General features: G+C 42.5%; 9 protein-coding genes. 3 read left to right on the plus strand and 6 right to left on the minus strand.

Annotation, left to right across the window (positions count from 1 at the left end; genetic code table 11):
- Positions 1-60: 60 nt before the first annotated feature.
- Both GFB47_RS13995 and GFB47_RS14000 read right to left on the minus strand, forming a co-directional pair.
- Complete coding sequence (locus tag GFB47_RS13995) at positions 61-1251, minus strand: acetate/propionate family kinase (protein WP_153448654.1); 1191 nt, start codon at positions 1249-1251, stop codon at positions 61-63.
- 453 nt (positions 1252-1704) lie between these two features.
- Positions 1705-3585 (minus strand): DEAD/DEAH box helicase, encoded by a 1881-nt coding sequence (locus GFB47_RS14000; protein WP_153448655.1) that lies wholly within the window; start codon positions 3583-3585, stop codon positions 1705-1707.
- A gap of 403 nt (positions 3586-3988) precedes the next feature.
- Between GFB47_RS14000 and rnb the strand changes: the two genes are divergently transcribed.
- Complete coding sequence (gene rnb / locus GFB47_RS14005; RefSeq protein WP_153448656.1) at positions 3989-6025, plus strand: exoribonuclease II; 2037 nt, start codon at positions 3989-3991, stop codon at positions 6023-6025.
- Positions 6026-6279: 254 nt separating this feature from the next.
- Here the strand turns inward: rnb and GFB47_RS14010 are convergent, their stop codons facing one another.
- Entirely contained in the window at positions 6280-6639 is a 360-nt protein-coding gene (locus GFB47_RS14010) for a DUF3024 domain-containing protein (protein WP_153448657.1), read from the minus strand.
- 203 nt (positions 6640-6842) lie between these two features.
- Between GFB47_RS14010 and GFB47_RS14015 the strand changes: the two genes are divergently transcribed.
- Positions 6843-7661, plus strand: a complete 819-nt coding sequence (locus tag GFB47_RS14015; protein ID WP_153448658.1) for a phosphate ABC transporter substrate-binding protein — start codon at positions 6843-6845, stop codon at positions 7659-7661.
- Between the two features lie 258 nt (positions 7662-7919).
- On the opposite strand, the gene GFB47_RS14020 is transcribed toward GFB47_RS14015, so the two are convergent.
- The 3 genes from GFB47_RS14020 to norR form a co-directional block, all read right to left on the minus strand.
- Positions 7920-9002 (minus strand): hybrid-cluster NAD(P)-dependent oxidoreductase, encoded by a 1083-nt coding sequence (locus GFB47_RS14020; protein ID WP_153448659.1) that lies wholly within the window; start codon positions 9000-9002, stop codon positions 7920-7922.
- Between the two features lie 108 nt (positions 9003-9110).
- Positions 9111-10781 carry a hydroxylamine reductase gene (gene hcp / locus GFB47_RS14025; RefSeq protein WP_153448660.1) on the minus strand — a complete coding sequence of 557 codons (1671 nt, stop codon included), beginning with the start codon at positions 10779-10781 and terminating at the stop codon, positions 9111-9113.
- A 412-nt stretch (positions 10782-11193) separates the two neighbouring features.
- A complete protein-coding gene (gene norR, locus GFB47_RS14030; protein WP_153448661.1) occupies positions 11194-12762 on the minus strand; it encodes a nitric oxide reductase transcriptional regulator NorR in 1569 nt (522 codons plus the stop codon).
- A gap of 307 nt (positions 12763-13069) precedes the next feature.
- Between norR and GFB47_RS14035 the strand changes: the two genes are divergently transcribed.
- The gene (locus GFB47_RS14035) at positions 13070-14272 is read left to right on the plus strand and encodes an NnrS family protein (protein ID WP_153448662.1); all 1203 of its coding nucleotides are present in this window, start codon (positions 13070-13072) and stop codon (positions 14270-14272) included.
- Positions 14273-14296 lie beyond the last annotated feature (24 nt).

Below are 14296 nucleotides of genomic sequence, written 5' to 3' on the forward strand. Positions count from 1 at the left end.
AACAAAAAAGCCACAGCTTATTTTAAGCTGTGGCTTTTGCCGTTTTAACTTTTGCTTGCATTAGGCCATTAAAGCCACTGACTCTTGAGCAATAACGAATTCTTCATTGGTTGGGATAACCATCGCCACTGGAGAATCAGCGGTAGTAATGATCCCTTCTGCGCCAAATCGAGCATCGGCATCCGCAGCTTCATTCTCTTTGTAGCCAAAGATTTTAAGGTACTTTAAAATTTCGCGACGAATTAGCAATGCATTTTCACCAATACCACCGGTGAAGATAATGCCGTCTAGGTTATCAAGTGCCACCATGTAAGAGCCGATGTATTTCGCCACGCGGTAAGTAAACACTTGGAATGCTAATGTTGCGCCTTCATGGCCTTCTTCCATCGCTTCTAAAATACCGCGAGCATCGCTGGTTAAACCAGACACACCTAAGAAACCTGATTTTTTATTCAATGTTTCAAATACTTGTTCTGTCGTCCAACCTTTATTAAGTAAGAACTCAATGATACTTGGATCTAAATCACCACAACGGGTACCCATCATAAGGCCAGCAAGTGGTGTAAAGCCCATACTGGTATCAACACTCTTACCATTTTTAATTGCACAAACTGATGCGCCGTTACCAAGGTGAACAGAGATAAAGCTGCTTTCTTCCACTGGCTTATTAATCATCTTAGCGGCTTCACGACTCACGAAGTAATGGCTAGTACCGTGGAAACCGTAACGACGAATTGCGTATTGATCGTAAAGCGTCTTATCAATTGCGCCGGTAAAGGCTTTAGCTGGCATTGTTTGGTGGAATGCAGTATCAAACACGGCAAACTGTGGCAACGTTGGGAAAGCGGCTAAAGCAGCTTTAATACCAATAACGTTGGCAGGTGCGTGTAAAGGTGCAAGTTCTTTTACTGCTTCGATATCTTTTAATACTTGCTCATCAATTTGTACTGTTTTTGTGAATTTCTCACCACCATGAACGATACGGTGGCCAACAGCGATGATGGCATCAGTTAAGTCGTATTCCGCAACAATGCCAACTAATTTACCGATAGCAAGTTGGTGATGATTTTCTTCACCAACAATTGAAACTTCTTGTTTGTTACCTTGATACTTCCAGCTCATACGAGAATCTTCTAGGCCAAAACATTCGCCTAGACCCGTTAATACTGCATCACCAGATACTGAATTGATAACGGCAAACTTAAGTGAAGAACTACCAGAGTTGATAACGAGGACATATTTATTTGACATGAGGTTTCTCTTATATGCTATTGAGTAAAACAGAGGGGTCTATACCCTTGTGACTTAGGGTAGTAATACCGCAACTCGTTTGTTTGTGAACATGGGTACCATTATTCAATAATTTTTGAAACTTTCAACTTTTCTTTGTGAAAAGAGCTTAAAGAGTCTGGCTTAAGTTGATCTAGCGCATACTTTGAATTAATTTCTGCTGTGAAAGATATAACTTTATTTGAACAAAAAGCATGAATCCTCCCTAGCCCTCCCAAAACAACCTAACAAGTCCACACTCGATAACGTGTGAAAGTGTAGTCATGATCAGCAAGAAACGTGTATTTAAATACGTCCAATCCTAAACTAAAGTTCAAAATACCCAAACCCAAGACAAAAAAACCGAGATAGCACAGAGCTTATCTCGGTTTCATCATCTTATACTCGTCTGAGACTGAATATTAAATGTTAATCTTATGCGTCGCGGTTAGTGCGAGGAGCCGCAGGCTTGCCACTTGTGCGGTTACGGTCAAAACGACGTTCGCCATCACGACCACCAGCAGAAGCACCACCATCACGACGACCACGATGACCTTCGCCACCACGTCCGCCACGGAAGTTTCCGCCGTCACGACGAGAAGCACCAGAACCAGCACCACCACGAGGGCCACGTGATTCACGGAAATCATCAAAGTCACACACAATCGCGCCAACTTCTTTTTGACGAATGCGTAATTTCTTAAGCTTACCCGCAACTTCAGAAGTCATTGCTTTTGGTAACTGAACAAAAGTATGACCTTGAGCCAGTTTAATCGCACCGATTGAATGCTTAGTTAAGCCAAGCTCGTTTGCCAATGCGCCAACGATATCTTTAACTTGAACGCCACTGTCACGACCAACTTGTAATTGGTAAGTATCCCAATCTTGCTTAGTGCCACCGAACGAACGACCACCATCACGGCCGCCATCACGTGGATTATCACGACGTTCTGCGCGACGTTTGCTATCACGAGCAATAGCATCAATCATAGGATCTGGACCTTGGTAGAACAAAGGACGTTTACCTTGTTGACGCTTAAGCAAGATAGCGGCAAGAGTTGCAGCATCTACTTCTAAAGAAACTTTTAGTTTTTCAATCAGTTCAGCAAAGCTTGCAAGTGCAGAGCTGCCTTTTTCTGATTCTAACTCAGCACCTAATTTAATCAGACGAGCTTCTGCTACTTTATCGCGGTTTGGAAGTTGAATTTCTTCCATGCTTGATTTAGTAACACGCTCAATAGTGCGAAGCATACGAATTTGGTTAGTACGAACCAATAATACTGCTTTACCAGTACGTCCAGCACGACCAGTACGGCCAATACGGTGAATGTATGATTCAGTATCGAATGGGATATCGTAGTTAAATACGTGCGTGATACGTGGAACATCAAGACCACGAGCAACCACGTCAGTCGCAACAAGAATATCGATCACGCCACGTTTGATGTTATCAACCGTACGTTCACGTTGTGCTTGAGGAATATCACCATGAAGCGCAGCAGATTTAAAGCCACGAGCCGATAACCAATCAGACAGACGCTCAGTATCTTGACGAGTACGAACGAATACGATTGAAGCATCGATTTCTTCAGTTTCAAGCAGACGGCTCATTGCTTCGTCTTTTTCTACGCCTTTTACTACCCAATATTGTTGCTCTACTTTCGCTACTGTGCGGTTTTCACCAGCAACATCGACGCGAGCAGGGTTACGTAGGAAGCGGTCTACAATAGTCTTAACCATTGGAGGCATAGTGGCTGAGAACAATACGCGTTGCGCAGATTCTGGAGCTTGTTCCATGATCCATGTTACATCATCAACAAAACCCATTTTTAGCATTTCATCGGCTTCATCAAGTACGAATGTTTTTACTTCGTCTAATTGAAGAGAGCGACGGTTAATTAAGTCTTTAACACGACCAGGAGTACCAACAACAATGTGAGAACCATTTTTCAGGCCACGCATTTGATCAACGATTGATGCACCACCGTAAATTTCAATTACTTTCAAGCCTTTAATGTTTTGGCCAAGTACTTTGATTTCTGCTGCAACTTGAATAGCAAGTTCGCGAGTCGGTGCCATAACGATGGCTTGTGGTTTATGTTGCTTAAGATCGATTTTATTTAGAACGGGTAAAGAGAACGCAGCTGTTTTACCAGTACCGGTTTGTGCTTTACCTAGCGCATCTTTACCTTCTAGAAGAAAAGGAATAGAAGCGGCTTGAATTGGAGTTGGGGTTTCAAAGCCCATTGAATTTAGTGCAGATAAAAGATTTTCGTTAAGATCAAGATCGACGAATTTAGTTTGATTTTCTGACATGGGGTTCCTACTTATTTAAGGAAAATTTCGGTCCCATTAAGCTCTACTACCTCTCATACCTACCCTAACTTCGTGTTCCATAAAAATCATGGATTAGGTAGAAAACGCCTTAAGCTGTTTCGGGACATCATTAAGGGAGGCGAATTCTGCCCTATAAACACAAAAAAAGCTAGGAAAAATTGAATTTCATCACAATTTTGTTCTATTTAGCCTAAAATATGTAAAATTATTCACCAATACCTGATTATTTAACATTATAGAGAGCGCTGCTTATCAATTACAGCCCTCGTCTTTCTCAATATTTGAGGTTAACCCACTGAACCGCTAATAAAGTGGCAATCTCTTTATGCAATGATTATAGTGTGCCTCATAGAATTCGACTCACTAATTTAGAAAGAAGCCCATGTTTTCTGATAATCCGCTCCTCGCTCAACTCAAACAACAAATGAAACAAACTTTGCCTAAAAAAGAAGGCACCGTGAAAGCCACCGATAAAAGCTTTGGTTTTCTAGAAGTAGACAGCAAGAAGAGCTACTTCATCCCACCCGCTTTTATGAAAAAATGCATTCATGGCGACAAAGTCGTGGCCATCATTCGCAGTGAGAACGACAAAGAAAGCGCAGAACCGGACGAACTTATTGAGCCGTCTTTAACCCGTTTTATTGCCCGAGTGAAGAAATTCAAAGGCCGTTTGAATGTGGTACCCGATCACCCGCAACTGCGTAAATTGTCTCTTAAAGCCAAAGCACGTAAAGGCGTAAACCCAGAAACCTTAAATGAAGGCGACTGGGTAGTGGCGCATCTGATTGAGCATCCTCTCAATTCAGACACTTCCCATGAGCAATTCTTAGTTGAAATTTCTGCCAAGATCACTGATGCCGACGATAAAATTGCCCCTTGGTGGGTGACATTAGCGCAAAATGATTTACCCAACTGCGAACCTGCGGGTTTGGAAGAAGGCCAACAATGGCAGTTGATGGATGATGAGGCATTAGAACGCATTGATATGACGGCAACACCGTTTGTCACTATTGATGGTGAATCGACCAAAGATATGGATGATGCACTATACGCAGAGACCACGCCTGAAGGCGATTTTAAACTGACCATCGCCATTGCCGATCCAACCGCGTATATCATTCCAGATTCAGTGATGGATAAAGTGGCGCGTAAACGTGGCTTCACTATCTATTTACCTGGTCGCAATATTCCAATGCTGCCGCGCGATCTCGCCGATGACTTATGTTCACTCAAACAAGATGAACTGCGCCCTGCTTTATGTTGTTCGGTGACGGTCTCTAAAGATGGCGTGATCGGCGATGATATTCATTTCTTTGCTGCAAATATGAAATCTCATGCCCGTCTTGCTTATGATAATGTTTCGGATTGGCTTGAAAATAAAGATAACGCTTGGCAACCACAAGACAATATCGCTCCGGTTGTGGCAACATTGCATCAATTAGCTCAAGCTCGCGCTACTTGGCGTTTAAACAATGCGGTGGTATTCCCAGATCGCCCAGATTACCGCTTTGAATTAAGCCCAGACAACGATGTGGTCGCGATCCACGCCGATTTACGTCGCACCGCCAATAAGTTGGTAGAAGAAGCCATGATCACCGCCAATATTTGTGCCGGCAGTGCGCTGAAGCAAAAATTCCAATCCGGTATCTTTAATACTCACGCTGGCTTTAAAGAAGATAAGCTAAAAGATATTATTGAGTTAGTTGATCCTGAAGGTGAGCAAGGTTTTACTGCTGAATCTATCGTGACTTTAGAAGGCTTTAGCGCCTTACGCCGTTGGTTAGGCAAGCAAGACACTTCTTACTTAGATAACCGCATTCGTAAGTGTCAGGCTTACAGTGAGATTAATCACATGCCAGCCGAGCATTACGCGATGGGGCTGGATATCTACGCCACTTGGACTTCACCAATCCGTAAATACGGCGATATGATCAACCACCGTATGTTAAAAGCGTTAATTCTTGATAAAGCACCGGTCCAAGTGCCCGATGAAACCATTGGCGAAGAGTTATCATTATGTCGTCGCTATCATGGCATGGCCGAACGTAATGTCGGTGATTGGTTGTACGCGCGCACTTTGATTAATGAGCCTAAAAATGGCACTAAATTTGCAGCCGAGATCTTTGATGTTAATCGCGCCGGTATGCGAGCTCGACTATTGGCTAATGGCGCAGCCGTCTTTATTCCTTGCTCACAAATTATTGATAACAAAGAACGCATTGTAGGCTCGCGTGAATTGGGCACGATCGAAATCGATAAAAATGTTGAGTTTAAGTTGGGTGATGTCATTGAAGTAACGCTGCTGAATGTCAGCACCGATACGCGTAACATTACCGCCAAACCGACGCAAACTTTTGCCCCGTTGCAGGACTCTTCAGACGTTACCACCGATGCAGCAAGCATTGATGAAAAAAAGTAAGTAAATAAACAACGCTTAACGGCACATATAACGTCTGTATTTATGACACATAAAGCATCTTCGCTTACGGAGGTGCTTTTTTATTGGTTTATGGGCTTATGGGTAATCACATCACTGTTATACCCATTGCATAAATTTAATGATCGTTCAAAATTGAGTACAGAGAAAAGTGTCAAAGACCATGGATAGCCTTTCCTCACTTGAAAGAGGCTAACTACGGGTACAAAAAATAGAGGTGCCTGATAATCGCCGCTCTAGCCCCAAATATATTCGTCTTGATCTCTTTCAATCACACTCAATAAAGATAAAGCATCCACATGCATTGGGTGAGTAATATGCGCTTGCCATTCCACGTCACGGTTAATGTCATTATCATTGCTACGGATAAATAAGTGCCACTGCTTGCCTGTTGGCTCATAATGCAGCTTCGCTACTTCAATATCTCGTTGGCAATGGATAGAATCAACCGCAAATGCCGTTTTATAGAAAACGAATTGTTGCGCTTGAATATCAAAGCAAGCCTTACCAAGTTCTGCCGATACATTCTCATTGCGCCAATGACAGAGTTGCTCTGCCCTACGCTTTATTCTTTGAATTTCAATTTCAGATGGCATAAAACCTCCCAATCCATAAATAATGAACTTGATTTAGTATAGCCCCAATCACTTCTTTGGTTTTGTTATCTAACGCATAGACTGACAAACATAAACACCTCTCCTCTGGTAAGGATCGCACTCCGATTCACATAACTGTCATATAACAAACATATAATTATTGAAAATTATACCTAAGTAACTCATCACCTTTGGAGACCTACATGTTACGAGTGTTACTAACCGGATTGTTATCCTCACTTATTTTTATTTCAAACGCTTACGCCAAAGATATTGTGGTATCAGGCTCAAGCTCTGTCACTCGAGTGATGGATGTGCTGGCAGAAAGCTACAACAAAACCCACCCAGAATCTTATATTGCGGTTCAAGGGGTAGATTCGACAGCCGGTATCATTCTTGCCACTAAGGGCGTGGCCGACTTAGGGATGAGTTCACGTTATTTAACCGAAGCCGAGTTAAGAAAAGATCTGACCATCACCACCATTGCTCATGATGGACTGGCCATTGCTACCAATATTGCCAATCCAGTCAGTAATTTAACTCGTGAGCAATTAGCTAAAATCTATCAAGGTGAGATCACTAACTGGAAACAAGTTGGCGGCGAAGATAAAGGTATTGCGGTTGTCACTCGCGAAGCCTCTTCAGGTTCACGTTACAGTTTTGAAAGCTTGTTAGGCTTGACCAGAGTAGTCAATAACCAACTGGTATCGAACATCAGTCCAAAAATTTTAGTGGTCAACAGCAATGGTATGATGAAGACATTAATCAACAATAACCCTCAAGCGATTGGTTTCGTTTCGATGGGTTCACTGGATAAATCAATTAAAGCAGTGGATTTTAACGGTGTCGATCCAACTTCTGCCAATATTGCCAACGGTGACTACAAACTCAGCCGACCATTTTTAGTGGTACAAAAGAAAGATCATAAAGATCCGTCTATCGAGTCTTTCTTAGGCTTTATAACGTCTAACGATGGGCAAAAAATCATCACCGATTATGGTTACACCCCAGCGAAAAAATAATCGTTTATTCGCTATCTGAAAAATCCAACTCAAATTTCAGACACAAAAATGGGTACCACTTTATAACCAGTGGTTCCCATTTTTATATTTTAAAACCGCTTATCTAATGGATACCCATTCCATAAATTTAATGTCCATTCAAAATTGAATACAGAGAAAAGTGTCAAAGGACATGGATGGCCTTTTCTCAAGCGACCAAGGAAGGGTCAGCGTCTTTTCGGCGTATTCAAATTGATCAAATATTAAATGGAATCAGTATTAGTTAAGCGCAACTTCTAGATCAGAATGGACTTGGCAAGAACACGCCAATACGAAACCTTGCTCGATTTCATCTACGGTAAGCGTTTCGGTACTGGTGCGAGTAAATTCGCCTTTGGTCACTTTGCACTTACAAGAGCCACAAATACCACTACGACACGCGGCAATTACCGGTACTTTTGCCGCTTCTAATGCATCGATTAATGCACTGCCGATCTTGGCTTCTACTTGAGCGCCAAACGTTGGCACAAATATAGTAGCATTGGCTAATGCTTCAACTTTATCAGCATTATTGAGTTCAACATCTGGTTGAGTTGACTCCGCTGGGGTAAAACTTTCTTGATAGAAGTTATCCATGTCCATGCCTAACGCTTGTAGGTTTTCTTGCATTGCGCCCATAAAACCAACAGGGCCACATAAGAAAGTGGTGCGCTCAGCAATATCGGCACAATAGTTAGCTAGCGCGGCTTGAGTTAAGCGCCCTTCTAAGTAATCACTGCCCTTGGCATCTTCAAGCATGATGCTGACATGAAAACGCGCATGTTGCTCAGCCATAGCTAATAATTCTTGATGATAGATGATTTGATCGATTTGAGTGGCAGCATGGATAAAATGAATATCGGTGCTGTCATCTTTATTAGCCAATAGCGTTTTTGCCATAGACATAACTGGCGTAATACCACAACCGGCGCTTAATAATACAATGCGATTGCCGTGCGCTTGATCTTGAGATCGGCGCTCAATGTGAAACTCACCTGCAGGTTTTAATACCGATACCGCTTGCCCTTCTTGTAGGCTATCAACGATATAGTTTGAAACTTTACCACCCGCTACACGCTTGATGGTTAATTGTAATTCGGTTTGATTTGGCATTGAGCTTAATGAATAAGCGCGATATTCCATTTTACCGTCGATTTCGATCCCTAAAGTAATAAATTGGCCAGGGATAAAGTTGAATGCGATGTCCTGATCATTAATAGATTCAGGTGCTAACGTAAAACTCACGCTGTTTGAAGTCTCTGCCCATTTACGTTTACATACTAAAGTTGCAGGACCATTCGAAGGCCATTGGAATTGCGTCATATTCTTCTCTCGTTGCTCTATTTTTAGCGAAATATACATCATTATTTAAAATACATAGCTCGTTCCTTTATATCAAGAAACGAGCTACAAATTTAAAGACGGATATTATTAAGCGACTTTTTCACCTAGGATAGTCTTCATATCTTCTTCAACCGTTGAGATCATTCGTAAGTCGAATTTCTCTTGAATAACGGCCATTAGGTTGTCAGTTAAGAACGCAGGTTTGGTTGGACCTGTGTAAATACCTTTAATGCCTAATGCAAGAAGAGTAAGCAGAACCACAATCGCTTTTTGCTCGAACCAAGAAAGAACCAGTGTTAGCGGTAGATCGTTCACGCCACAATCAAACTCGTTTGCAAGAGCAAGTGCAAGCTGAATAGCAGAGTAAGAATCGTTACATTGGCCAACATCTAATAGACGAGGAATGCCGTTGATTTCACCATGTTGCTCTTTGTTGAAGCGGAATTTACCACACGCAAGCGTCAAGATAACGCTGTCATCTGGCGTTTGTTTTGTGAATTCGTTGAAGTAGTTACGCTCAACTTTGTCACCGTCACAACCGCCAACTAGGAAGAAGTGGCTGATGTTACCCTGTTTGATTTGATCGATAACAGCAGGCGCGGCTTCCATCAATGCGTTACGACCGAATCCAACTGTGATCATTTGTTCGATTTCATCATGTTGGAAACCGTCTTGCGCTAATGCACAATCAATCACTGCGCTAAAGTCGTCACCTTCAAGATGAGCAACACCAGGCCAACCTACGATGCTACGAGTAAATAGACGATCAGCGTATAGACCTACTTCTGGGTTAAGCAAGCAGTTTGATGTCATTACGATTGCGCCAGGGAAGTTAGCGAATTCTTTTTGTTGGTTCTGCCAAGCACTACCGTAGTTACCCGCTAGATGTGGGTACTTGTTAAGCTCTGGGTAGCCGTGTGCAGGAAGCATTTCACCGTTAGTGTAAACGTTAATGCCTTTGCCTTCAGTTTGTTGCAAGATTTTCTCAAGATCATGTAAATCGTGACCAGAAACCAAAATACATTTGCCGCTTTTGGTTTTGACGTTAACTTGAGTGGGTGCTGGGTGACCGAAAGTTAGGGTCTCACCACGGTCAAGGATTTCCATGATTTTGTAGTTCATCATGCCGATTTGCATAGAGCAATCTAGCAAGGCTTGAAGATCTTGTGGCTCAGTACCTAACCATGCCATGATCTGATGGTATTCAGTGAAGATCTCAACGCTTGTTTGAGAAAGAATGCGAGCATGTTCCATGTAGGCTGCCGCGCCTTTTAAGCCGTAAAGACAAAGAAGACGTAGGCCCATAACATCAGGATCAACACTTTCATGGCCACGGTTGACGGCAGCTAATGGTGCAAATTTAAGTAGAGATTCACGGTCAGTTGGAAGCTCGAAAATTGCTGCTGGAGAAAGTTCTGGTAACGCTTTGTCTGCTAATAGAGCGGCAGCGCGTACTTTTTCTTCTAAGCGAACTTTGAATTGGTAAGCTGCGTTTGAAAACTCAATGATGCGGTCTTCATCGAAGTTAACGTTGGTTAAAGTAGAGAAGAATGCTTTTGGTGCCCACTCATCAATTTCAGAATCGATGATGCCATATTCACGACCAAGCTCAGCCCAGAAAGACACACCTTGTAGTACGTATACTAGGATGTCTTGCAGATCAGAAACATCGCTTGTTTTACCACACATACCTTGAGAATAAGAACAGCCGCTTGATACAGGGGTACGGATAGTTTGTTCACATTGAATACAGAACATAGTTTGAAGCTCCAGTAATTAATTTATTATGTGGCCTTAAACACTAAGACCATTTTATAGATTCACTACCGTACAGCAGGATGCATGCCAACTTTTAATTTATTGATTTATGACGATTTAACAAGTCATTAACCATGATAGGCGTTGTAAATACAACATCGCATTGATGTTATATTTACAACAAAAATTATCCCCTCATTATTTATACCCAAAGTAATTGAAGTTGCAGTGAGGCGGCAAGTAAACGAAGCTCCATGAGCTTAGCTTGCCTAAGTGATTGGGGGTGAGTTAGCGCAGCCAACAAAGCTGCAGCTTCAAGTAAGACGGGTATATATGCCTTGTTTTTGTATCAGCCTGGTTATTACTCGTAAAATCGGTCTATTTAACATAAAAATCTCATGCTTACTCATATTTACAAGCCTAATTTTTTACCCATTTTATATAAGTTGCCGCGATCCATTTGTAAAAATTCCGCCGCTTTAGCCCACACCCCACCACTTTGTTGCAGTGCGTGTTCAATAAGTTGTTTCTGATAGGCTTCAACGGCGCTGCGCATTGGGGTGGATTCTAGCGGTAATAACGCCGAAGCTTGACTATTTTCAGCTTGGCTTGCTTTAACAGCATTAGACTCTAATATTAAATCGCTGGTGAAATGATGTAGTTCAATTTGATTTCCCTGCTCTTGCATCGCTCTTAACCCTGCGCGCATAAGGGTATGTTCCAGCTCGCGCACATTACCTAGCCAAGATTGACGCTCTAATTGTTGTAGAGCTTGCGGGTGGATATGTAAGGTTTTAAGCTGAAATTGAGTGCGAATAGTATCGAGAACATGACCAATGAGCACTGGAATATCCCCTTCTCGATCACGCAATGGCGCAACCTGGATCGGGAAAACGTTTAAGCGATGGAAGAGATCGGAACGAAAACGCCCTTCACTCACTTCTTTATTCAGATCTCGGTTAGTGGCAGCAATGATGCGTACATCGATTAAATTGTTTTTATCCGCCCCCACCCGCTGCACTTCGCCTTGCTGAATAACCCGTAATAATTTAGCTTGTAGCAGTAATGGCAACTCGCCTATTTCATCTAAAAATATAGTGCCACCATCGGCCAGTTCAAACTTACCCGCACGGTGAGAATTTGCGCCGGTAAACGCCCCTTTTACATGGCCAAACAGTTCACTCTCTGCAATAGATTCTGGCAATGCGGCGCAGTTTACATACACCATAGGTTTATCGTATCGCAAACTCTGGGCATGCACTCTATGCGCTACCAGCTCTTTACCTGTACCGGTCTCGCCGCTGATCAACACCGCATAATTCGATTTAGCCACCATCTTAATATTGGCTAACAGCTTTTTGATCTGCGGGCTGATCCCCACCAATTTACCGCCACGATTGCGCGCCTCATCAATTAACACTTTATTAATTGATTGTTGCTGGTGATTGGCTTTATTTAAGGCTTCAAACAAACTGATATTGCGCACAATCCCAGCCGCCAGAGTAGCAAAAGTTTCTACCGTGAAATCATCCACCGACTTAAACGCTCCGATGGCTTGCGCATCTAAAGTCAACGCGCCAACTAAGGTATCTTCCACATATAAGCTGCACCCCATACAGGCATGCACATCTATTTTATGGTGAGGATCATCACTTAATAAACCATCGAATGGATCGGGCAGATCGGAATTGGCCGCGAAACGCACCGGTTTACGACTGGCTAATATGGTTTTTAAACGAGGGTGGAGTTCTGGTAAAAAAGTACGGCCTAATACTTCATTCGATAATCCATACATTGCCACCGGCACAAGATGCTGCTGATGATCTAAAATGAATAATGCACTGGCATCGCAAGGTAAAACTTGCTGCAACGCATCGATCAATTTTTGATAATGTTGCGAAGTCGGGGTACGGGCATTTAAATTTAGCGCTATTTGCAATAAAACGCGCTCTACCGAATGCTTTGATGTGTTTTTTACCATAATTGCTACCAATAAGTTAATAATAAATAAGAAAATTGATCTCAAAAAATTTTATTGTTCGCTATAATAAAAGTCAGTATAACCTCGCGATGTTTATTTTACATCACAAGATTTTCATAATGATAAATACACAATTAAATCAATAACATAAAAACTGGCATGATTTATGCCTTGTATCTAATCGCGGTATCAAAAGATCGCATATTGACTGTGAATCTAGACATTCAAAGTAACAAAAATACCACGACGTTAATCACTCAAGTCACCTCTATTTTAAGTAACACCCAATTTTTAGGAGCCATCTTTAATGATGAACATAACCGACAAAAGTATCGAAGACAAAATTACCCCGCTATTGCGTCTCGGCTTTCGCCCTTTCTTTTTACTTGGCGGTATTTATGCCCCGCTGGCTATCGCAATTTGGGTGTATGCCTTCCAGCATGGCCAACCAGAGCAGTTACATGTTCCTGCGCTTTGGTGGCATGTACATGAAATGATCTTTGGCTTTGCGATGGCGATTGTAGCTGGCTTCTTATTAACCGCAGTACAAAACTGGACTGGGGTGAATGGCACCAAAGATAAAGCATTAGCCGCTGTGGTTTTATTATGGTTGTTGCCTCGCGTTTTATTTTGGACCACCACACCGCTTTGGGTTATCTCGGTGATTGAAGCCATATTTCTGGCGGTGGTGGCTTATGAAATCTCATTTAGAGTCATAAAAGCGAAAGGTTATCGTAACCTGATCTTCTTAGCTTTCTTTGTACTAGCCATTGTGGCCAACTTTGCCGCTTACGCCACCATTGATGGCAGCGCACCTTTCTCTGCCACTGCTGTATGGGAAGCCATGATTTGGTGGTTTCTGTTGCTGATTTCTATCATGGGGGGCCGCGTGATCCCATTCTTCACCGCTCGCCGTATGGAGTTTGACAAACCAAACCCAATATTGTGGTTAGAAGCCGGAGCCAATACACCGCTAGTGTGCTTGTTTGTTTTAAGCTTCTTCCCAAGCGTTGCCGAAGTTGCCAGCCCTGCCTTAATGATTTTTGCAGCCGTGATGCAACTGGTTCGTTTCCTACGTTGGAAACCTTGGACTACATTAAAAGAGCCGCTTGTTTGGTCTCTACATGCTTCGTATGCGTGTATTCCAGTTGGTTTATTATTGAAAGGTTTGGCTTTAGTTGGCGTGATCAGCAATGGTTATTTTGTTTCACACAACATGATCCACGTACTTGCGATTGGCGGTATTGCTGGTTTAATTTTAGCGATGATCGCGCGCGTTACTATGGGTCACACAGGGCGTAAAATTTATGAAGGCCCTGGCATGTGGCATGCTTTTTTAGCGGTGGTCATCGCAGGATTGACTCGTGGTATCGGCGTGGCATTTTGGCCTGAGCATATGATGCAACTGATTAATATCTCTGCCGCATTATGGATTTACGCTTTTGTACTATTTACCTTTAAATTTGGCCCTATGCTGTGTAAAGCAAGAGCCGATGGCCATCCAGGCTAATCGTTTAATACTCAAAATATCCTA

The sequence above is a fragment of the Vibrio algicola genome, assembly GCF_009601765.2.
Lineage (GTDB): Bacteria > Pseudomonadota > Gammaproteobacteria > Enterobacterales > Vibrionaceae > Vibrio > Vibrio algicola.

Excerpts from the sequence above, each read along its gene's own strand:
- GFB47_RS14035 (WP_153448662.1), top strand. The coding sequence starts at position 13,070 with ATGATGAACATAACCGACAAAAGTATCGAAGACAAAATTACCCCGCTA.
- GFB47_RS14015 (WP_153448658.1), top strand. The coding sequence starts at position 6,843 with ATGTTACGAGTGTTACTAACCGGATTGTTATCCTCACTTATTTTTATT.
- GFB47_RS14000 (WP_153448655.1), bottom strand. The coding sequence starts at position 3,585 with ATGTCAGAAAATCAAACTAAATTCGTCGATCTTGATCTTAACGAAAAT.
- GFB47_RS14010 (WP_153448657.1), bottom strand. The coding sequence starts at position 6,639 with ATGCCATCTGAAATTGAAATTCAAAGAATAAAGCGTAGGGCAGAGCAA.
- rnb (WP_153448656.1), top strand. The coding sequence starts at position 3,989 with ATGTTTTCTGATAATCCGCTCCTCGCTCAACTCAAACAACAAATGAAA.
- GFB47_RS13995 (WP_153448654.1), bottom strand. The coding sequence starts at position 1,251 with ATGTCAAATAAATATGTCCTCGTTATCAACTCTGGTAGTTCTTCACTT.
- norR (WP_153448661.1), bottom strand. The coding sequence starts at position 12,762 with ATGGTAAAAAACACATCAAAGCATTCGGTAGAGCGCGTTTTATTGCAA.
- hcp (WP_153448660.1), bottom strand. The coding sequence starts at position 10,781 with ATGTTCTGTATTCAATGTGAACAAACTATCCGTACCCCTGTATCAAGC.
- GFB47_RS14020 (WP_153448659.1), bottom strand. The coding sequence starts at position 9,002 with ATGACGCAATTCCAATGGCCTTCGAATGGTCCTGCAACTTTAGTATGT.